At 65.2% G+C, this 19,407-nt stretch carries 23 protein-coding genes and 2 pseudogenes; 1 reads left to right on the top strand and 24 read right to left on the bottom strand.

Going from position 1 to position 19,407, the window contains the following annotated elements; translation table 11 throughout:
* Nucleotides 1–34 precede the first annotated feature (34 nt).
* From ACNQP3_RS18750 to merT, 15 genes and pseudogenes are all read right to left on the bottom strand, one after another.
* Nucleotides 35–1,168, bottom strand: a complete 1,134-nt coding sequence (locus tag ACNQP3_RS18750) for a DUF6094 domain-containing protein (RefSeq protein ID WP_223224654.1) — start codon at nucleotides 1,166–1,168, stop codon at nucleotides 35–37.
* A gap of 40 nt (nucleotides 1,169–1,208) precedes the next feature.
* Entirely contained in the window at nucleotides 1,209–1,856 is a 648-nt protein-coding gene (locus ACNQP3_RS18745) for a hypothetical protein (protein WP_003116820.1), read from the bottom strand.
* Between the two features lie 76 nt (nucleotides 1,857–1,932).
* Nucleotides 1,933–2,193, bottom strand: a complete 261-nt coding sequence (locus ACNQP3_RS18740) for a hypothetical protein (RefSeq protein WP_003090124.1) — start codon at nucleotides 2,191–2,193, stop codon at nucleotides 1,933–1,935.
* A gap of 16 nt (nucleotides 2,194–2,209) precedes the next feature.
* Nucleotides 2,210–2,617: a hypothetical protein gene (locus ACNQP3_RS18735; RefSeq protein ID WP_003116821.1), complete on the bottom strand. Its 408-nt coding sequence runs from the start codon at nucleotides 2,615–2,617 to the stop codon at nucleotides 2,210–2,212.
* Between the two features lie 104 nt (nucleotides 2,618–2,721).
* Nucleotides 2,722–3,063, bottom strand: coding sequence for a hypothetical protein (locus tag ACNQP3_RS18730; protein WP_003116822.1), 342 nt, complete (start codon nucleotides 3,061–3,063; stop codon nucleotides 2,722–2,724).
* A 94-nt stretch (nucleotides 3,064–3,157) separates the two neighbouring features.
* Entirely contained in the window at nucleotides 3,158–3,847 is a 690-nt protein-coding gene (locus ACNQP3_RS18725; RefSeq protein WP_003116823.1) for a DUF3275 family protein, read from the bottom strand.
* A gap of 94 nt (nucleotides 3,848–3,941) precedes the next feature.
* The gene (locus tag ACNQP3_RS18720) at nucleotides 3,942–4,769 is read right to left on the bottom strand and encodes a DUF932 domain-containing protein (RefSeq protein WP_003116824.1); all 828 of its coding nucleotides are present in this window, start codon (nucleotides 4,767–4,769) and stop codon (nucleotides 3,942–3,944) included.
* A 145-nt stretch (nucleotides 4,770–4,914) separates the two neighbouring features.
* The gene (locus ACNQP3_RS18715) at nucleotides 4,915–5,820 is read right to left on the bottom strand and encodes a DUF3577 domain-containing protein (protein ID WP_003116825.1); all 906 of its coding nucleotides are present in this window, start codon (nucleotides 5,818–5,820) and stop codon (nucleotides 4,915–4,917) included.
* Nucleotides 5,821–6,130: 310 nt separating this feature from the next.
* Nucleotides 6,131–6,581 (bottom strand): annotated as a pseudogene (locus ACNQP3_RS18710) (XF1762 family protein).
* A gap of 141 nt (nucleotides 6,582–6,722) precedes the next feature.
* The gene (locus tag ACNQP3_RS18705; protein ID WP_031629745.1) at nucleotides 6,723–7,007 is read right to left on the bottom strand and encodes a DUF3085 domain-containing protein; all 285 of its coding nucleotides are present in this window, start codon (nucleotides 7,005–7,007) and stop codon (nucleotides 6,723–6,725) included.
* Between the two features lie 45 nt (nucleotides 7,008–7,052).
* Nucleotides 7,053–7,571 (bottom strand): annotated as a pseudogene (locus tag ACNQP3_RS18700) (Tn3 family transposase); the annotation flags it as partial.
* Entirely contained in the window at nucleotides 7,535–8,050 is a 516-nt protein-coding gene (locus ACNQP3_RS18695; protein ID WP_003098931.1) for a Tn3 family transposase, read from the bottom strand. The gene ACNQP3_RS18695 and the pseudogene ACNQP3_RS18700, both read right to left, overlap by 37 nt.
* An 18-nt stretch (nucleotides 8,051–8,068) precedes the next feature.
* On the bottom strand, nucleotides 8,069–9,757 hold the full coding sequence (gene merA, locus ACNQP3_RS18690) for a mercury(II) reductase (RefSeq protein ID WP_003098932.1): 1,689 nt from the start codon (nucleotides 9,755–9,757) through the stop codon (nucleotides 8,069–8,071).
* 10 nt (nucleotides 9,758–9,767) lie between these two features.
* The gene (gene merP, locus ACNQP3_RS18685) at nucleotides 9,768–10,055 is read right to left on the bottom strand and encodes a mercury resistance system periplasmic binding protein MerP (RefSeq protein WP_003116826.1); all 288 of its coding nucleotides are present in this window, start codon (nucleotides 10,053–10,055) and stop codon (nucleotides 9,768–9,770) included.
* Between the two features lie 12 nt (nucleotides 10,056–10,067).
* Nucleotides 10,068–10,418: a mercuric ion transporter MerT gene (merT, locus tag ACNQP3_RS18680; RefSeq protein ID WP_003116827.1), complete on the bottom strand. Its 351-nt coding sequence runs from the start codon at nucleotides 10,416–10,418 to the stop codon at nucleotides 10,068–10,070.
* A 71-nt stretch (nucleotides 10,419–10,489) separates the two neighbouring features.
* On the opposite strand from merT, the gene merR reads away from it, so the two are divergent.
* Nucleotides 10,490–10,897 (top strand): Hg(II)-responsive transcriptional regulator, encoded by a 408-nt coding sequence (merR, locus tag ACNQP3_RS18675; RefSeq protein WP_003098939.1) that lies wholly within the window; start codon nucleotides 10,490–10,492, stop codon nucleotides 10,895–10,897.
* Between the two features lie 261 nt (nucleotides 10,898–11,158).
* Here merR and ACNQP3_RS18670 read toward each other — a convergent pair whose 3' ends face one another.
* The 9 genes from ACNQP3_RS18670 to ACNQP3_RS18630 all read right to left on the bottom strand — a co-directional run bounded on the left by ACNQP3_RS18670 (nucleotide 11,159) and on the right by ACNQP3_RS18630 (nucleotide 19,366).
* Nucleotides 11,159–11,983 carry a hypothetical protein gene (locus ACNQP3_RS18670; protein ID WP_003098941.1) on the bottom strand — a complete coding sequence of 275 codons (825 nt, stop codon included), beginning with the start codon at nucleotides 11,981–11,983 and terminating at the stop codon, nucleotides 11,159–11,161.
* A gap of 288 nt (nucleotides 11,984–12,271) precedes the next feature.
* On the bottom strand, nucleotides 12,272–12,550 hold the full coding sequence (locus ACNQP3_RS18665) for a hypothetical protein (RefSeq protein ID WP_003116828.1): 279 nt from the start codon (nucleotides 12,548–12,550) through the stop codon (nucleotides 12,272–12,274).
* Nucleotides 12,551–12,647: 97 nt separating this feature from the next.
* Nucleotides 12,648–13,385, bottom strand: a complete 738-nt coding sequence (locus tag ACNQP3_RS18660) for a hypothetical protein (protein ID WP_003116829.1) — start codon at nucleotides 13,383–13,385, stop codon at nucleotides 12,648–12,650.
* Nucleotides 13,386–13,468: 83 nt separating this feature from the next.
* On the bottom strand, nucleotides 13,469–14,155 hold the full coding sequence (locus ACNQP3_RS18655) for a hypothetical protein (protein ID WP_003116830.1): 687 nt from the start codon (nucleotides 14,153–14,155) through the stop codon (nucleotides 13,469–13,471).
* A gap of 182 nt (nucleotides 14,156–14,337) precedes the next feature.
* Nucleotides 14,338–14,730 (bottom strand): hypothetical protein, encoded by a 393-nt coding sequence (locus ACNQP3_RS18650; RefSeq protein WP_003116832.1) that lies wholly within the window; start codon nucleotides 14,728–14,730, stop codon nucleotides 14,338–14,340.
* Between the two features lie 21 nt (nucleotides 14,731–14,751).
* Nucleotides 14,752–14,964, bottom strand: a complete 213-nt coding sequence (locus tag ACNQP3_RS18645) for a hypothetical protein (RefSeq protein WP_003116833.1) — start codon at nucleotides 14,962–14,964, stop codon at nucleotides 14,752–14,754.
* 337 nt (nucleotides 14,965–15,301) lie between these two features.
* Complete coding sequence (locus ACNQP3_RS18640; RefSeq protein WP_003108988.1) at nucleotides 15,302–15,613, bottom strand: hypothetical protein; 312 nt, start codon at nucleotides 15,611–15,613, stop codon at nucleotides 15,302–15,304.
* A gap of 336 nt (nucleotides 15,614–15,949) precedes the next feature.
* Nucleotides 15,950–16,450 carry a signal peptidase II gene (gene lspA / locus ACNQP3_RS18635; protein ID WP_003098955.1) on the bottom strand — a complete coding sequence of 167 codons (501 nt, stop codon included), beginning with the start codon at nucleotides 16,448–16,450 and terminating at the stop codon, nucleotides 15,950–15,952.
* A gap of 3 nt (nucleotides 16,451–16,453) precedes the next feature.
* Nucleotides 16,454–19,366, bottom strand: a complete 2,913-nt coding sequence (locus ACNQP3_RS18630; protein WP_003098961.1) for a heavy metal translocating P-type ATPase — start codon at nucleotides 19,364–19,366, stop codon at nucleotides 16,454–16,456.
* Between the last annotated feature and the right edge of the window lie 41 nt (nucleotides 19,367–19,407).

The following is a 19,407-nucleotide window of genomic DNA, read 5'->3' as shown; positions in this document are numbered from 1 at the left end:
GTTGGTACAGCAGGACGGCAGCGCGTCCGGTGGATCAGCGAATGGTCAACACCTCGCCCCGTGTCGCGGAGCCAGGTGTCATGTCCCACGCGCGGATGACGGGAACGAACTTGTCGGTGAGGATGCGGGTCTCGGCGATGGAGCCGTCTTCGCGTTCGGTGAACTCCCGCTGGAGCGTCTTGTCCTTGTGGGTGTCACCTTTGACGACGAGCACGCGCCCGGTCTTGGAGCGCACAACCCCCGAGATCGCACCCGCGGCCAGAGCCAGGGCGAGATGCCAGCGGGACAAGGCCCGCGCCGGTGGACGCAGCGATTGCTGCGCAGCCCCCAGGTGCGTGTCCTGCGATGGCCACAAGCCTTGCAGCCTGCCAACCTCATCGGCGAACTGCTCGGGCTCCATCGTCACGCGGAAGAAATGCTCTGGCTCGGCCGGGCTGGCGGGGACGATGTACGGCAGGAACGGCCACTCGCTCGGCAGTTCCTCGGCTTCGACTTCGCCTTGCCCTACCTGCAACAGCAGATTGCGCACGGCCTTGACGCCATCGGGCACCTGCTCGCGCTGGCGCACCCGGCGTCCGAAGATCACCACCTGCTTGAACTGCGTCTCCACCGCTCGGTAGATGCGCAGGTCCGTGTAGTGGCGCGTCAGCCAGCCGACCAACTCCGCGTCGAGCACGTAGCCGGGGACGATGAAAACCAGCACGCCGCCGTATTGCAGCAGCGAGAGCGTGCGCTGGTAGAACAGCTTTTCAAGGCGGGCACGGCCCTGGCCCTGATAGCCGATGTTGCCGTTGACGTCCTTGGACAGGTCCCCATACGGCGGGTTGAGCCAGAGCAGCCCGAAGGACTGCTTGGAGACCATCGTGTCCATCAGGTCCGCGTGCAGGCAGTGATCGACCAGGCCGCGGGCATGGCGCGCCCGCTCCGCGTCGAACTCGACGGCGAACGCCTTTGCCTGCTCGCGCCCGAGGGCATGGGCGGCTTCGGCGATCGCCACGCCTTCGCCGGCGCAGGGATCGAGGATGCACATCGGCCCGTCGCTGGGCATCAGTGCGTTGAGCGCTCTTTCGAGCGTGGGTTCGTCGGTCGGGAAATATCCGTTCTTGACGAAATTGCGGGCGAGCCGCGGGAACATGAGGGCCATGGAAGTCTCCTGGTTGGCGGGGATGAAACACGGAAGTACGCCAAGGCGTGCCTCCGAGGGTGGGTCAAGCCGCTACCGCTTCCGGCGTCCAAATCTTGGCCGGATACGGATAGGCGGTGAGCGCGTCGCTGCGGATCAGGGAGCCGAGCGCCAGGGTCAGCGCCGGCACGTCGATGGCGAGCCGATGGCCTTCCAGCGGCCCGAGGGCGAACGGAAGGCGGGCCAGCATCTCGCGGGTTTGCAGCAGTTCCAGCACGGTCTCGCGCCAGTGATCGAGCAGCGGCAACGGGCAGGTGTCCCGCACCAGCATCCACAGGCGGTCAAGCCTGTGGGCGCTGTCGCGTGGCAGCAGTGCCAATGCGCTGGCGTTGGCCTTGTCGGGCTTGACGCAGCGCCGGTCGAACAGCCACACGTTGGACAGCGAGCCGAACAGCGTCCGCCGGTACGCGCGCGTGATGCGCTTTTCCAGGCGATCGACGTTGCCGATGAATACCGGGACGCTGCCGCCCTGGTCGGTGATGACGTGGAACTGGTCCAGTCCCTGCTCGTCGCGCCCGAGGGTCAGGCGAGCGAGGAACTGCTGGACGGCGGTGTCCCGCGCCCAGATGGACAGGAAGATCAGGTTGCCCTGGTCATCGCCGACGCAGGCGTCGGCCATCACGTCCGGGCATTCGTCGATGCGGTACAGCGTGGAAGAAGTGTTTGCGGGCATGGTGGTGTCCTCGGATGAACGGGAACAGCACCGCCCGCTGGGGCAAGTACTGCCCCAGGGGGTGGAAGAAAACCGCTCAGTCCGGCTCGAACTGCCGGGTGTGCGGGTTGAAGTGAAGCGGCTCGTCCGCCGAAGTGATCGGCGTGAAGCCTTCCAGGTAGATGTTGTTGAGGTACTGGTCGCGGTAGGTCAGTGCCTGCCGTGCCTGGTCCTCGGTGAGGCCGTTGTCGATGAAGTACGCCAGCATTTCCTCGTCGGAGGACACTTCGTCGTTGGACAAACTCCCTTCAACGAGTGCCAGCAACGAGGGCGGAAGCGTTGCCAGGATCGGGTCCATGTCGGTTCCTCCTGGCTCAGGCCATCGACGCCGCGGCGGATGCCGCGGATGCCGTGGGTGTGCGCCGCCGGGCGTGGTAGGCGCGAACGCCTGCACGCCAGTCGGCGGACTGCTCCGGTGCGAGGTCCAGATAGGACAGCGGGCACGTGTAGTAGTACGGGTGCATGGACTCGTCCAAGGACTTGTAGCCCCACTGGCCGCCGCTTCGTTCAAGCAGATCGCAGCGGATGTAGCGCAGGGACTGGCCCGGTGCGAGATCACGATGCACGCCTTCGACCTTGGCGGTCACTTCGGCGACGGACCACAGCACGTTGCCGCGCAGGGTGTGAGCGATGACCTTGACGCTGGCGCGCTCGGTCTCTTGCGGTGCGATCAGTTCCGCGATCAGTTCGGACCGCGATTGGTTTGAGAAATACCAGCCCATGAGAGGCCTCCTCGAAAAGTTGAGCTGAAGGCCTCCCCGTGGGGAAGAACCCCCAGCGGGTGATGGAATGCCGCATCTGCGGCGAAGGAACCTATGCGTCGCCCTCAATCCCAGTCGTCATCGTCTCGATCACAACCGGCCGGGCAGTAGCCGAACTCGATCCCGTGCGAGCAATAGCCATGCTCCGCATTCCAGTCCTGGGTTTCCTGCCGTTCGGCAGGTGTTGCGTAGTCCCATTCCTGGGCCGCGATTTCGAGAGCCTGAGCACGTTGCTCATCCGGCAAACGATTGGCCTGTGCGTCGATCGCCGAACTGAAGAGCGTCACGTAGTGGTCGTAGGACAAGCCGCAACCGCGCTGGGCGTGTGCGGCGGCCGCTTTGCAAAGGTCCCGCCACGCGGGTTCATCCAGCGTTGAACGCGGGGTATCGCAAGCGATGGTGGACATGATGGAGACCTCCAGAAAATGGCCAGGGCCTCCCCCGCATGGGAAAGGAACCCCGGCGGGTGGATGAAGAACACCGCGCATGCGGCGTCTGCGATCACGCAGGTTTTGGTTCGGCCTGGCGGCTCCACTCCTGCGTCTTGAAGTCCAGCGCGTAGCCCAGCTCGCCCAGGCGGGCGATCTGCGCGCGCAGGGTGCGGCGGTCGATGGTCGAATCCAGTTTCACGGACTCGCCCAGCGGCCACAGCAGGCCGAAGAGCGCGGCGTCACCGTCTTCGGTGCTGCCGGGGGCAGCGGCCGTAGCAGGCGGTGGCGCATCCACGCCGAAGGGCGTGGTATCGACCAGCGGGTCCGCGGACGCCTGCACGGGTGCGGGCTTGGCGGGCCTGGACGCTTTGGTGGGCTTGGCCGGCGTTGCCGCAGGCTGCGCCCCTTGCTCTTCATCGAGCGGATCGACGTCCTGGGTGGCGAAGCTGCGGGCTTCGTCGCGGCTGAGTTTGTCGATGCCGTTGAGCGTCATGCCGTCGAGGCTGGCACGGATCTCGAACCGCATGCCGCCGCCGACCGGATAGGACTTCGGGAAGATGTACCTGATGATGAATTCCCCGTCGTACTTGCCTTCGGGGTACTGCTCCAGCTCCGGGTCTTTGACCTCGAAAGTACCGAGGTGCGTCGCGAGGCGGCCAACCGTGAACGGGCCGTTCTTGCCGCGGATGGTACGCAGCGTGAGCTGGCCGGGGACGACGATGGGCGCAACAGATTTCTCGGAAGCCGATGGGGTTGCCATGATGGTTCTCCTGATGATGAATGACGGGCCGCCGACGGCACCCGGTGGATGAGAGGAAATGGCCTCGCCCGAGGTGGGCGAGGTCCGCGTGGCATCACGCCTTGAGCTGGCGCATGCCTTCGGCCAGCAGCCACAACGCCCGGTTCAGGCGCAGGTTCTGGTCGATGCCTTGCACCGGACGGGTGCGCTGATTGCGGCCGTTGGCCGTGCGTCCGTTCAGGCCCCCTTTGACTAGGTTCTCCTGGACGCGGTTGAAGACGGCCCACAGGTCGTTCTTGCGGTCGTCCCATCGCCGAGGGGCCAGCAGTTGGCTCTCGGTGACAGGCGTGGACTTGGCCGGATCGTCGTACTTGAGTGCGAGCGCAGAGTTCGCAAAGACCTCCGCTTCGCCCTCATCGAGGGTGATGGTGCGCATCGCATCGCGCGCGTTATGCACGCGCTCGAAACCTTCGAGGACTCCGTAGGCACCTTCGATCACCTGGCTGGCCACGTCGCCCTTGTGGGGAACGCGGATGTCTGCGGTGGTGTCACCGCAAACCAGGCCGTTGTGGCAGACGAACCGGAACATGCCGGCGAGCATCTGATAGCTGCTCGTGCCGTCATGGCTGTTGAGCAGGATGATCTCGTTCGCCTCGTCGCCGTTGATCTGGCTTGCATGGCGAAGTCGGATGAGGTGCTTCGTGTACTCGCGCCGGTCTTCGTTGCGCACGCGCGTCTGACACACCATGAAGGGCTCGAAGCCCTCCTGGCGCAGCTTGGTCAGCACGGTCGAGGTCGGTATGTAGGCATACCGATCGGACCGGCTCCCATGTGGAGCGTCGGCGAAGATCGACGGAACGACGGCACGAATGCGGTCGTCCGAGAGTGGGCGATCAGAGCGCAGGATCGGGGATTGCGGAGCAAAGCGGGATACCAGAGACATGGCTGATCTCCTTTGAGAAATTCGACAACCGCGTGGCCGTGAGACCACGCGGAACTCGGGGGATGAAATGCGCAAGCACGCGTCCTGGGGACGCGGCGTACGTGGGGAGGAAAAGCGACAAGGCCCCGTGAGAGGCCGTGCCGGATCAGAACGAAGCAGCCAATGCCGGCTCCTGCTCCTGGACTTGCGCCTCGGGCTCGCGCTCGGCGGGCTCGGTGGCCGTGTCGATGGCATCGTCGGCTTCGGACGCGGATGCGTCTTCGGCCGGCGGCGCCTCGGCTTGCGCCTGGCTCGTCGGATAGACCTGGGTGCCGTCGATCTTGATGAGACCGATGTGGACCAGCGTCGATTCCAGGCTGGCGGCCGGTTCCCCGGCGTGCTCACCCTTGGTGCGGATGTACGGATCGATCTTCATGTCGTTCAGACGGAAGGCGATCAGCACCTTGCGGTCACCCTCGACGGCCTGAACGCACCGGCGAACCAGGTGCTCGGCTTCCGGGGTGGCGACGATGGTGTCGAAGTACCGATACTCCGGTTCATCGACAGGCCCGGCCAGTGCCGCGACGGTGCAAGAGAGGAACGAGTCGCCAGCTTTTGGGGTGACGTCCTTCACACGATTGAGATAGCCGATGCCGCGGGTGATCAACTCGTGCTGCTCGATCGAAGCCAGTTCGGCCCGGTCGATCAGTTCGGCCTTGAGCAGTCGCGCCTTGAGGGACGCGGCGGCCTGACCCTTCTGCTCACCCTTGTCGCGGATGTACACATCGCCCCACAGGTCACCGAGGCGAAAGCGCACCAGCGGGCGCTGCTTGGGATCGTCAACGCCGATGTAGCGCTGAACGAGCTTCTTGGCCTCGGCACCCGAGACCTTGACGTCGAAGTAGCGGTAGCTGGGGTCCCGGGCGGGGCCGACCAGCGCGGCGATGGTGCATGCCAGGAAAGGCTGCGCACGGCGGCCGCCCCGGACGGGCACTTCACGGACACGCTGGATGTAGCCGATGCCCGAGGTGTGGAGGTCGAAATACGATTTCTCGTTGGACGTGGTGTTCATGGTGAATCTCCATTGGGATGAAGCGGAGACACACCGGCCCACGCATGCGGGGAAGGTGCGTGACCCCGCGGTGGGTTGATAAGGCGAAAGCATCCGCCACCAGAGGCTGGTGGCCGCTCGCGGAAGGATGCGGTGCGAGCTGGCTCGGTCACGCAGTGGGAACTGCGCCGCAACCTCGAAGACCGATGGTTGCCTGGCATGTCGCTGACGACGTCAGCAGGCATGGGGCCAGCATGGCGGGGCCTCGCGCGCGCGGCAGCAATCAATCGGCACCCGGGCGCTTCCCTTTGTCCGCGCCACCCGGCGCCTGTCACAGGCACTTGGCGCCGCGCAGGTGCTCGGGGGTATCGGCGCGCGGACGGCCGGGACGGCTCCAGGCGCCGCCACCGCGCGCGCCGATCAGCCGCCAGCCGGCGGCGCGCAGGCTGGCGCCACCTTCGTCGGGCATGGTGTAGGTGAGCAGGCGTATGTAGCCCAGCGCCCTTGCCGCCTGCCAGGCCGCGCCGTAGAGCTTGCTGCAGGCGCTGGGTGTGCCGTCGGTGCACAGCCGCGTGACTTCCAGCGTCCAGGTGCCGCGCGACCGGGCGGCCGACAATGGCCACGCCGTGGATCAGGTCGCTGTCGCTCAGCGTGACGGCCAGGGCGAACTTCGCGCCCTGGACCGGGCGGTGGTGGCGATGGTGCGACAGAACGAATGCATTGGCCGTGCGCAGCGACACCGGTAGGAGGTGCAGCCTCGGCGAGGTCGATGGCGTGTTCATGCGGTTGTCTCCGGTGGCATGCCGGCGTTGTGGCCGGCGGGGCGTGCCTCGGCGGCTGGAGACAAACGCGCACGCGCGGCGATGGCGGCGGTGCGAACAAAAGAAGGCCCCCGATGCGGGGGCTGCGAGGCGGTTGCCGCGTCAGGCGGGAGGCACCACTGCTAAGGACAGGTGCGTGGCGGTGGCGGAAAGCACGAGATCGTCCGCCGAGTGCTGGAGGCGCGTGAACAGGCCGTCCTTCGGGTCGAAATACTCCGCGAAGTCATCGCCGCCCAGCTCGCGGCCGGCGAGGTGCCACCAGTCATCGAACGGGTCGGTGTCCGGGTTGCATCCGACGGCGTAGGCGAGCAGTGCCTGGCGCCCATCCGGGCGACGCTCCCCACGCTCGGCGAGGAAGTACACGCCCTGATCCTTGACCAGGACAATGCGGCACTGATTGGGGACGTCTCAGAAAACGGAAAAAATCGTACGCTAAGCCGGTTGCAGCGGTCGTAGCGGCCTGAACTTGCCCGCGCCGATCTTGGCGCTGCTGCGCCAGAGGTAATCGCCGGTCAGGTTGATGTGCTCCCAGCCCAGCGGCGACAGGTACTGCAACAGGGCGTCATCGACAGTCTGGCCGTGACCGCGTAAGGCGTTTGAGGCCCGTTCCAGATAGACCGTGTTCCACAACACTATGGCCGCCGTCACCAGGTTGAGGCCGCTGGCCCGGTAGCGCTGCTGCTCGAAACTGCGGTCGCGGATTTCGCCCAGCCGGTTGAAGAACACGGCGCGGGCTAGCGCGTTGCGGGCTTCGCCCTTGTTCAGTCCGGCATGCACGCGGCGGCGCAGCTCGACGCTTTGCAGCCAGTCCAGGATGAACAGCGTTCGCTCGATGCGGCCCAGCTCGCGCAGCGCCACGGCCAGGCCGTTCTGGCGCGGGTAGCTGCCGAGTTTCCTGAGCATCAGCGAGGCCGTCACCGTGCCCTGCTTGATCGAGGTGGCCAGCCGCACCTTGGCGTTGATCGCCTTGCCGGACGCCTGGAACTGCTGCTGATGCTTGTGCTTGGCAGCGTTGAACAGCTTGCCCAGGATGCGGTCGTGCAGGTCGATGATTTCGTCGGTGACGGTGGCCATGCCCTCGATGGCGAGCGCACCAGGGTCGCGTAGCGGCGCTGTGCCTCGAACTTGGCCAGATCGGCGGGCGTCATCTGGCCGCCTTCGCGGGCGATCTTGAGCAGGCGGTTCTGGTGCACCGACCGCTCGATGCCGGAAGGCAGGTCGAGCGCCTGCCAGGCTTTGAGGCGCTCGATGTGTTCGAGTATGTGGCGCGAGTTCGGCTTGACGGGCGACTGGCGCAGCCAGGCCAGCCAGGTCGTCTTGCCGTTGTCGTGGCGCTTGAGCAGATCGTCGAGGCGGTGCCGGTGGGTGGCCGACAGGGGATCGGACAAGGCCGCGTAGATGCGGCGGTTGGCGCGGCTGTAGGCGTTCATCGAACACCTCCCTTTTCCTCATCCGGCGCAACAGGACAGTTGCTTCACGTCCTTGTTGAAGGTCTGCGCCGCGAGCTTCAGTCCCTCGACCATGGTCAGGTAGGGGAACAACTGGTCGGCCAGCTCCTGCACGGTCATCCGGTGGCGGATCGCCAGCGCGGCCGTCTGGATCAGTTCGCCCGCTTCCGGCGCGACCGCCTGTACGCCGATCAGCCGCCCTGAGCCAGCTTCCGCCACCAGCTTGATGAAGCCGCGCGTGTCGAAGTTGGCGAGCGCCCTCGGCACGTTGTCGAGCGTCAGCAGCCGGCTGTCGGTCTCGATGCCGTCGTGGTGCGCTTCCGCCTCGCTGTAGCCCACGGTCGCCACCTGCGGATCGGTGAACACCACCGCCGGCATCGCCGTCAGGTCCAGCGCCGCGTCGCCGCCGGTCATGTTGATCGCGGCGCGCGTGCCGGCCGCCGCCGCCACATAGACGAACTGCGGCTGGTCGGTGCAGTCGCCGGCAGCAAAGATGTGCGGTGCGCTCGTGCGCATGGCGCGGTCGATGACGATGGCTCCCTGCGCATTGACTTCGACGCCTGCCGCTTCAAGGTTCAGGCTGCGCGTGTTCGGCGCGCGACCGGTGGCGACCAGCAGCTTGTCGGCGCGCACTTCCCCCTGCCCGGTGGTGAGCACGAATTCCCCGCCCGCATAGGCAACGTGGCTCGCCTGGGTGTGGTCCAGCACCTCGATGCCCTCGGCGCGGAAGGCGTCTGTTACGGCTTCCCCGATGGCCGGGTCTTCTCGGAAGAACAGCGTGCTGCGCGCCAGGATCGTGACCTGGCTGCCCAGCCGGGCGAAGGCTTGCGCCAACTCGACCGCCACCACGGAGGAACCAATCACGGCCAGCCGCTCGGGGAGCGAGCTGCTTTCCAGCGCCTCGGTGGAGGTCCAGTGGGGTGTGTCCGCAAGGCCCGGGATTGGCGGAAGCGCCGGGCTCGCGCCGGTGGCAATCAGGCAGCGGTCGAAGTTCACCTCGTGCGTGCCGCCGTCAGCGGTCGCCACGGTCAGCGTGCGCGTGTCCCTGAACCGGGCCTCGCCGCGCAGCACGGTGATGGCCGGAGTGCTTGCCAGGATGCCTTCGTACTTGGCATGGCGCAGCTCCTCGACGCGGCCTTGTTGCTGGGCCAGCAGCCGCTCGCGCAGTACAGCGGGCGCTGCGGCCGGCAGGCCAGCATCGAACGGGCTTTCGCGGCGCAGGTGGACGATGTGCGCGGCGCGGATCATGATCTTGGACGGCACGCAGCCGACATTGACGCAGGTGCCGCCGATGGTGCCGCGCTCGATCAGCGTGACGCGGGCGCCTTGCTCCACGGCCTTCAAGGCAGCCGCCATCGCCGCGCCGCCGCTGCCTATCACAGCCACGTGCAGCGCTTGTTCACCGCCAACATGCTTCGTTTCGCCACCGAGCCAGCCCAGCGCCTTGTCTAGCAGGCCGGCAGGCTTGTTCGGCGTGTCGGTAAGCCGTGCGCGATAGCCGAGCGTGGCCACTGCGGCAACCAGCGGGGCCACGCTCACGCCTGCATCCGCCTCGATTTCGGCCTGCCGCTGCGGATAGGACACCGAGGCCGCGCGCACGCCGGGCACGTTCGTCAAAGCCTGCTGGACGTGCTCGGCGCACGACGTGCAGGTCATGCCTTCGATGTGGAGGGTGATCGCCTCGGCCATGATTACGCCCTCACTGCTTGACGCTGGACGGGTAACCCGCGTTTGCGGTGGCCTTGGTCAAGGCGTCGGCATTGGTCTTGGCCTCGTCGAAGGTGACGACGGCCTCCCGCTTCTCGAAGCTGACTTCGGCCTTCTCGACGCCGGCGACCTTGGACAGAGCCGTCTTGACCGTGATCGGGCACGCGGCGCAGGTCATGCCGGGCACCGACAGGGTGACGGTCTTGGTGGCAGCCCAGGCGGGCGCGCTTAGAGCGGCGGCCAGGGCGATGAGGGTGGTGAGGGTGGTGAGTTTCTTCATGGTGATCTCCTTTCAGTAGAACAGCGGCAGGACGTAGGGAAACGCGAGGGCAACCAGAACCAGGGCGGCCACGATCCAGAAGATCACCTTGTAGGCAGTCCGCACTTGGGGCACGGCGCAAACGTCGCCGGGCTTGCAGGCATGGGCTGGTCGGAAGATGCTGCGCCAGGCGAAGAACAGCGCGATGAGCGCTGCGCCGATGAAGATCGGCCGATACGGCTCCAGCACGGTCAGGTTGCCGATCCACGCGCCAGAGAAGCCGAGCGCGACCAGGACAAGGGGGCCGAGGCAGCAGGCCGAGGCGAGGACGGCCGCGACGCCGCCGGTCGCCAGTGCGCCGCAGCCGTTCTTGGGTTCCGACATAAGGTTCTCCTTCCGGGACTTCGCTTGATGCTGTAACGTTACTTCCGTAGTCAACTACGGAGTCAAGCGCCATGGAGAACGCTCAAGAGAATCTGACCATCGGGGCCTTCGCCAAGGCAGCCCGGGTCAACGTGGAGACGATCCGCTTCTATCAGCTCAAGGGCTTGCTACCCCAGCCGGAGCGGCCCTACGGTCGCATCCGCCGCTACGGGCAGGCGGACGTGGCGCGGGTGAAGTTCGTGAAGTCAGCCCAGCGCCTGGGATTCAGCCTGGATGAAGTCGGCCAGCTCCTGAAACTGGAGGACGGCACCCATTGCAGCGAGGCGGCCGAACTGGCTGCTCACCGGCTGGCCGATGTGCGCGCACGCATGGCGGACCTCACGCGGATGGAAGAGGCCCTGTCGACGCTAGTGAGAGAGTGCAACGCGCACCATGGCAATGTTTCCTGCCCGTTGATCGCAGCTTTGCATTGCTGCTAAAGGGCCCACTTCGGCTCTTAGCGTACGATTTTTTTCCGTTTTCTGAGACGACCCCTGATTGGCGATGGCTTCGGTCAGCACGGGGCGCAGGTCAGCGCCTTTGAATCGCAGTGACATGGATGAAATCTCCTGTGTGGAAGAATGAGAAAGGCCTCCATCCGATGGGATGAAGGGCCTGTAGTGCACGCGGCCGGAACGGCTGGAACGCCGTGGCGGATGCCTCGGGTCAGCCGCAGGACCGCCCGGTTTCGCTGCGGGGCGTCATGCCGGGACGGCCTGGCGCTTGCGGGCCGCTTTCGCGTCGAGGATGCTCACGTCGATCTGGCGCCAGCGCCCGTCGTCGATGAGCCTCTCCAGCACTTCGCCGAGCATGTCGAAATACACCTCGTCGTGCCGATCGACCAGTTCGACCGATTCACCGTTCTGACGGTGCAGTTCCACCACGTAGGTGTCTCCGCCGCGGTCGTAGAGGATCGTCACCCGGCCCTCGAACTTCGCGGTCGAGACCGTGAAGCTGATCGCCGGCGGGGTCTCGATGATCTTGGAGGGCGTGGGATCGACCCAGGTGAAGTCGCGGGCACCGGCATCCACCAGCATGTGGGTGATGCGCCGGAAGCGATCGGGGGCCGGCATCTCCTCCAACTGCTCGATGAGCTGGCCCAACTCCATGCACTGCGGCGTGGGAATGGGCAGCTTGGCCGGCGCCGAGCCGAGGATGTGCCTCGTGATGGTGTACGGCGTGCCGTCCGAAGTCTCCTCGGTGATGACCTCCGGCGTGTCCGCGCGCAGTCCGTCGAAGCGACGACGGGCATAGGGTTGGACATGCACCTTGGCGCCTTCGGCAGGAACCGTGGTCACCAGGCTGGGATCGAGCACCGCGAACTCGGAAGGCTTGAGCTTGACGACGATGGCATCGTCGGTCGCGGCGACCACCTTGCCGTCGAAGGGTTGGGGGTCGATGGCGAAGCCCAGCGTTGAGGACAGCGGCTGATCATCGAACACGCGGTACTTGAACGACCGCACGTTGCGGGGCACATGGCCTGCGACCAGCGAAGGCATCATGGATTTGATGAGGGAACGATCCATGGGGAAACTCCTTGAGGAAAAACAAGGGATTCCCCGCCCGCAAGGGAGAGGTCCCTTGTGGGTGGCGTGGATGGACGCGGTAGGTCCGTAGGAAGAAACGACCAGCACGGTTTCCCGCGCTTGCAGCCTCGAAGGTCTCGACTGCCTGGGCATGTGCCGGCAACGCCGACGAACATGGGGCAAGCATGGCCCTGGGGCGGTCTGCCTGCCCGCAGGAAACGGCACCGCACCACAACCGTTTTCCTGTGCTGCGGGCAAGAAAAAGCCCCTCGAAAGGGGCTGGAGGAATCAGGCTTGGTACACGAAGTAGTGCTCGCGCTGACGCGGAAAGAACACGTGTTTCCACGTGTCGCCGCTTGTGTTGCCACCGTCGAAGACGACCATTTCGTAGTCGTCCACGTCGGTGTCCACCAGGTCGGCGCTGGCGATATGGCGCATGTGCAGCGTGCCGCTCATGCGCTCGAATACCAGGATCTGGCCGATGGCATCTTCCTGGCTCATGGCGTTGACGCAGGCTCCGAGTTGGTGCTCGAAGTCGGATGCGGGTGTGATGAGGTCGGGGAACATGGGATCGCTCCTGTGAAAGTGCGCCGGCCCGGCTCTCTGGCGGGAGACCGGGCCGGCATGCGGTGAGGACAAGGAAGGCCGGGGATGTGTGTGGCAGCTATTCGCCGGCCAGCGATAGGCCCGGCAACACGGGTGCGTCGGCATCGAGGATGAGGATGCGCACGTCGGCCTGGCCGGCCAGTTCAAGGATCTGTGCCAGCTCGTCCGGCATGCCCTTGCTGCGGTGCTCCTGCCGAAGCTGCTCGGCGGCGATCCCCTCGACGTCCTGCAGGTGCTGGTCCGTCCAGGGCGTGGAGATCAGCTTGACGCCGATCGCCGGGCTGTAGGGAATCCGGAACGCGATGAACAAAAAGGCCTCCGGCGTCGCGAGGTCAGCCAGGTTGGCCAGGTACTGGCCGGTTTCGCGGCTGATGTGCGCGCTGCTGATTTCCCAGCACCGGCTGTAGTAGCCGGTCTCGAAGCTCAACCGCTGCACGACTTCCCGTGCGGCCTCGGCCGAATAGGTGTCGCCAATGTGGACGGGGCGGCCGTCGAAGTCGTCGCCGTGGATCGCGTACACCACGGCACCCACCATGCCTTCGCCGCTGCCCCCTTCAGCCGCGTCGCATTCGGCGATCAGTGCGGCGCCGACAGGTTCGGTGCCAGTCCTGACCACCGCGAAGTCGCTGGTGATGATGCAAGGAGAAGAAACCAGCGCCGCGTCGCAGAGGTGCTGCTGGCTCGGGTGGATGTTTCGCCAAACATGCGGGCTTCCGTCCTCGTAGCTGATGGACAGCGTGCGGACGATTTTCAGATTCCAGTAGCCGCGTAGAAAGGGATTGGGATTCTGGGACATGGGATTTCTCCAACAGAATAATGATGGAGCAAATCCCCGCCACCGGGAATTGACCCCGGTGGGTGGAAAGAAAGGAAACAGCGTCAGGTGACGCTGATCGTTGGCGTTTGGGCCAATCGCTCGGCGACGCGCCGGCGCAAATTCATGCGGAATGGCTCGTCGCTGACGCCCGCCAGCAGATTGATGGTCTCCAGCGCGATCAGGGCCGAAGCCTCTTCGATGTCGGCGGCCACAATGGTCTTGCGCAATTGGTCGCCGAGCTGGAGGGCCTGGGAGGAGGAGCTGATGAAGCGGACCTCGCGGCTCAGGTAGCAGCCGTTGCCGCCGAACTCGAACAGCCGCGGCTTGCTGCAGTACCAGCAGCCCTCGAACTGGATGGCGGTCAGGTGGTGCCCGTCATCGAACCGGGTGGCGATCAGAAACAATGCGTCGAGATCGGCGGTGTCCTCGAACGAATGACGGTCGATCAAGTTCCCCAGCTCTTCGTCCTCATCGGCACGGAAGTGCACGGCGAGCAGTTCGAGCAGCGGCGGGATCGACAGCCCTTCGTCGTCCGGCATCGGAATACCGAGTTGCGTGGCCAGGTCTTCCAGGCCATCGAGCACGTCCGGCCATTGCGGATTGGTGGTCTCGGCGATCTGGGCGATGTAGGCCTGCCCGTTGCCGGGGTGGCTCTCGTCCAGCGCGAAGGCGCCGAACAGCGCCTGGATGACGGGCGTCACACGGTCGAGCACGAGAACGCCGGTGGCTTCGTAGTAGTTGTTGGCCATGAAGGCTCCTTTCGATGAATGAACGGAGCCAGCCCTTGCGGACGATGGCATCCGCAGGGGAAACCGCCTGATGCCGGATGGCGCTGGGCGGGGAGAAAACGCGAGGGACATGGCCTCGAACGAGGCGCATGTCCCTCATGGGGTCCCGTGAACGCAGTGATGAAGGTGTGCCAGGGACCGGCTCACCAACCGCTGTAGTTCAGCAGCAGGTCGGCGATCACCTGGCGACGTTGCAGATCGAGACCATCGAAGTCCGACAGTCCTTGGAAGTGGCAGCGCTTGAGCATGGCACCGCCCTCGCGCGCGTTGTAGAAGCTGAACATGGCGGACAGGAACATGCGTTCCCCGCTGCTCAGGACGCCGAGTGCGTCGTTGGCACGCAGCATGTCGGGACGCAGATCCCACTTGCTCTTTGCCTGGTTCAGGCCTTCGCGCGTGCCGTCGCCAAACCATTGCGGGCCTGCGATCTCGACGCCGCGCTTCCAGACCTCGAAGAAGGCTTGGGGCGCGGCGGCGAAATGCTGCTCTTCCCGCATGATCTGATCGACGACTTCCTGGGGCAAAAGCTGGTTCATGACGTGGTTCCTCCAGTTGGATCAGGGTGTGGCGAGCTGGGACCAGCCGCCTCTTTCGAGGGCACGTTGAGCCGCGGCATAGCTGCGGAAGTACTGGCAGGATTCCCGCGAAACGGGACCTTCTGTATCGCGCGTGCCGATGTAGTGGCCGGCGGCGCTATGCAGGATTTCGAGCGGCAGGAACTTGCCGCAATGGATCAAGGCCAACTGGCCGAAAGAGGCTTGCTGGGACATGGACGGGCTCCTTGGAAAAAGCGGGGCCTCGTCCCTCACGGGATGGCAGCTCCCGCACGCGGTTGAGAAAAAAGCATCGGCGTCACGGGTGACGCGCGTCCGCAGACTCGATGCGATGGCGGACTGGCGGGTAGCGCGGAAAGAATCCGCGGCAGCCTGGAAACTCTGGCTGCTGGCATGGTGCTGACGAATCAGCGACACATGCGGGCAGCTTCATGCGCGAGGCGAGCCGCGTCAGCCGGAAATCGGCATTTGCAACAGCCCCGATTGGCGAACGCGGAAAAAAGAAAGCCCCGCAATAAGTGCGGGGCTGTCAGGAGGATGAGGCGAAACTGGGTCAGCGAGGCCTGTCGCCCAGTACATGCTGCTTCCACAGGGCGAATGCCTCGTCCGGTCCCAGCTCTGCGAGGATGACGATGGGCTGGCCCCGACGGGCACGCAGCGATGCGAAATACGCTGGCCGGTCGGCGATGGCGTTGAGCTTGATGCCCTTTAGGAACAGCAACTGGCGGGGGCGAACTTTGGTGGTAACGCAGGCATGATTGCGCTTGTTTGGGGCAAAAGGGCCAGCGAAGCGGGCGGACACGGCCAGAAAACCGCGACGAACTACTTGTACTTGCCAGGCGAGGCGAACGGGTGACATCAGCATATCGCTATGCGGTAAAGAAGACCGTCCTAAAGCTTGCAGGATCCCGGCATAGCTTCATCATCACCTCTCCGTGACGGCTCATTGGAACGAAAAAGGCCAGCATCGCCGTGATGGACTTTCATAATTGCCAGGTCAACTGGCTTGCGTGCTGTTTATTCACAGCAAGGCATTGCGACGTCGTTGCAGCAATCGCCGCCATCGCAACAGGGCGTTGCAGCAAAAGCGGCGGTGGGCGCTAGCATGAGGGCCAAGCCGCGGCCGCTCATGCTGGGGGCCGTTCTCTTCAGATTGGTGTCCTGCACCGTGTGCATTGCGAATTTCCGGATCGTCCCAATGTCACTGGGACTCCTTTGTGGCGGCCGGGTTCTCCACGCTCATGAACGACTGGGCCACCAGCGCGATCGCCCCGCCCACGATGGCCATGTCAGCGATGTTGAAGGCGGGCCAGTGCCAGCCGTGCAGGTGAAAGTCGATGTAGTCGATAACGTGCCCGCGCGTGGCGCGGTCGAACGCGTTGCCCAATGCGCCGCCCAGAATGAGGCTGTACGAAAGGCCTTCCGTTTTGCGCAGCGGCCGGGAGAGCAGCCATGCGAGCCATGCCGATATTGCGAACGCGATCGCCAGAAAAAACCACCGCTGCCAGCCGCCCGCGCCAGCAAGGAAGCTGAACGCCGCGCCGGGATTGAGAGCGTGAACTAGGTTGAAGAATGACGCCACCTCGTGCGACCAACCCAAGGGAGTTGTCGCGTCAATGTAGCTCTTAGCTGCCTGATCGCCGGCGAATATAACGATCGCGAGTGAGTACCACTGCGTCTTGCGAAGAGATGGTTCATCCATTGTTCATGCCGCCTTGAACTTCAGGAGGCGCAGCCCATTGACGACAACCAAAAGACTTGCCCCCATGTCAGCGAACACAGCCATCCACATGGTGGCATGCCCTGTGAACGTCAACGCAAGGAACACCGCCTTGATGCCAAGGGCCAGAACGATGTTCTGCGTGAGGATCGCCGCAGTGCTACGCGACAGCCGGATGAAGGCGGGGATCTTGCGCAGGTCGTCGTCCATCAGGGCGACGTCGGCTGTTTCGATCGCGGTGTCGGTGCCGGCCGCGCCCATGGCGAAGCCGATGTCGGCACGGGCGAGCGCGGGCGAATCGTTGATGCCGTCGCCCACCATGCCCACCTGGCCCTCGCCGCCGACCAGGCTTTCGATGGTCTTGAGCTTGTCTTCGGGCAGTTGGTCACCACGGGCTTCAGAGATTCCGACCTGGGCAGCGATGGCCGCGGCCGTGTGCTGGTTGTCCCCCGTCAGCATCAGCGTGCGCACACCCAGCGCCTGCAGGTCGGCCACCGCCTCACGGCTGGTTTCCTTCACGGTGTCGGCCACTGCAAAAATGCCGAGCACGGTCGCATCGTCCATCAGCAGGATCGCTGTCTTGCCTTGGCGCTCCAGGGTCTCCAGCCGAGCCTGGAGCGTCGCTTCGCTCAGGCCCAGCTCCTGGGCGAGCCTGTGGTTGCCCATGTGCAACATGCGCCCGGCGACGCGGCCGCGCACGCCGCGGCCAGGCAGCGCCGCGAAGTCGTCGACCTCGTGCAGCGCGATGCCGTCACGGTTCGCCTTGCGGGCGATGGCCTGAGACACAGGATGGTCCGAGCGTGCCGCGAGGCTTGCGGCCCAGGCGGCAACTTCCTGCGCCTCGCCGATCAGCGGCACGAAGTCGGTCTGCTCGGGCTTGCCATGTGTGAGTGTGCCGGTCTTGTCCAGGGCCAACGCCTTGAGCTTGCGCCCGCCCTCCAGGTAGACGCCACCCTTGATCAGGATGCCGCGTCGGGCGGCAGCGGCCAAGCCGCTGACGATGGTGACCGGCGTGGAGATGACCAGAGCGCAGGGGCAGGCGATCACCAGCAGTACCAGGGCCTTGTAGACCCAGTCAAACCATGCGCCGCCGAAGGCGAGCGGCGGCACGACGGCAACCAGCACGGACACCGCGAACACCGCCGGCGTGTAGACGCGGGCGAACTGGTCGACGAAGCGCTGCGTGGGCGCACGGCTGCCCTGCGCGGACTCCACGGCATGGATGATGCGCGCGAGCGTCGAGTCGCTGGCGCCTGCGGTCACCTTGTATTCGAAAGAGCCGGTCTCATTGATGGTTCCGGCGAAGACCTGGTCACCTTCGGCCTTCTCGACGGGCAGGCTCTCGCCGGTGATGGGCGCCTGGTTGATGGCCGATCGACCCGAGGTGATCAGGCCGTCCAGTGCGATGCGCTCGCCAGGACGCACGCGGACCACCGCGCCCTTTGCGACCTCCTTGGCCGGCAGCTCTGTCCATGAGCCATCGGCCTGCCGCACGGTCGCGGTCTCGGGCGCCAAGTCCATCAGCCCCCGAATGGCGTTGCGGGCGCGGTCCAGCGACTTCGCCTCGATCACTTCCGCCAACGCGAACAGGAACATGACCATGGCGGCCTCCGGCCAGTGGCCGATCGCCATGCCGCCGGTGACCGCGATGGCCATCAGGGCGTTCATGTTCAGGTTGAGGTTCTTCAGCGCGATCCAGCCCTTCTTGTAGGTGCTGAGGCCGCCGGTGAAGATCGAAACCAGTGCCAGCACGATCACGGCCCAATGATTGCCGTCGTTGACCCAGTACACGCCTTCGGCGGCCACCGCCGCAACGCCCGAAACCGCCATCGGCCACCAATTGGTCTTGTGCGCGGCCACCGGGGCATCGCGCGGCTCATCAGTCCTCTGGACCTCGGCTTCCATGCCCAGCGATTCGATGGCTTCGACTGCCGGCTTGATCGCGTCGGGTGTGTGCCGAACCGTGAGCGTGCGCTGCATCAGGTTGAAATCCATTCCCTGCACGCCCGGCATGCCTTGCAGCTTGCCGCGGATCAGACTTTCCTCGGTCGGACAGTCCATCTTCGCGATGCGAAGTACCGTGGTGGCTGTCTGCATGTCCTGCCGCGCAGCCTGCATTCCAATGGAAGCAAGCGCCTTCTCGATCGGCGCTGAGGTCGCCAGCGTGTGCTGGACTCCCAGCACACGCTGCATCAGATTGAAGTCGAGCGCGGTCACACCCGGCAGCTTGCCCAGCCGGTCGCGGATCAGCGCTTCTTCCGTCGGGCAATCCATGTTCTCGATCCGGTACGTCACCCGCTCGCCGATCGGCGGCGCGGAAACGGCAGCGGTTGGTTGCTGCTGCAGGGCCGAGGATGGGATCACAGCCGCGGCTTCGATCGGCCCCGTGTGGCCGAAGGTCTGCTCCTTGGCGCGCATGCCGATCGAGGCCAGGACCTGCTCCATCTGCGCGCGTGCCTGAGCGAGGTGTTTCACCGACAGGGTGCGCTCAGCGAGGTCGAAGTCGAGGTCCTGAATTCCCTCGACTGCCCCGAGGTGCGAGCGGATGAGTTTCTCCTCGCTCGGGCAGTCCATGTTCTCGATGCGGTAGGTGGTCGACACGGCGGCGTCTCGGACAGCCTGAGCCTTCATGCCCACCGAATTCAGCGCTTGCTCCAAGGCATCGGCCGAGACTTCGCGGTGCGAAATGGTCAACAAACGCTGCGGAAGATCGAACAGGAGCCGCTCGACACCGGGCATGCCCTCCAGCGTTCGCCGCACCAGTGCTTCCTCATTGCGGCAATCCATGTTGCTCACGTGGAAAACGGTGGTTTCAGTGCTGGCCTGCTCACTGGCGCACGCCGTCTGTTGGCCATTGCCGCCGGAGCAGGCGCATGGGCTGGAAGGTTCTTTGTTCATAGATCGCTCTTCATTGACAAGGTTTTCCCCGGATGCCATCA

Source organism: Pseudomonas sp. LFS074, from assembly GCF_047978165.1.
Lineage (GTDB): Bacteria > Pseudomonadota > Gammaproteobacteria > Pseudomonadales > Pseudomonadaceae > Aquipseudomonas > Aquipseudomonas putida_P.
The sequence above is the reverse complement of the archived record's forward strand: the minus strand, read 5'-3'. Positions and strand labels throughout refer to the sequence as shown.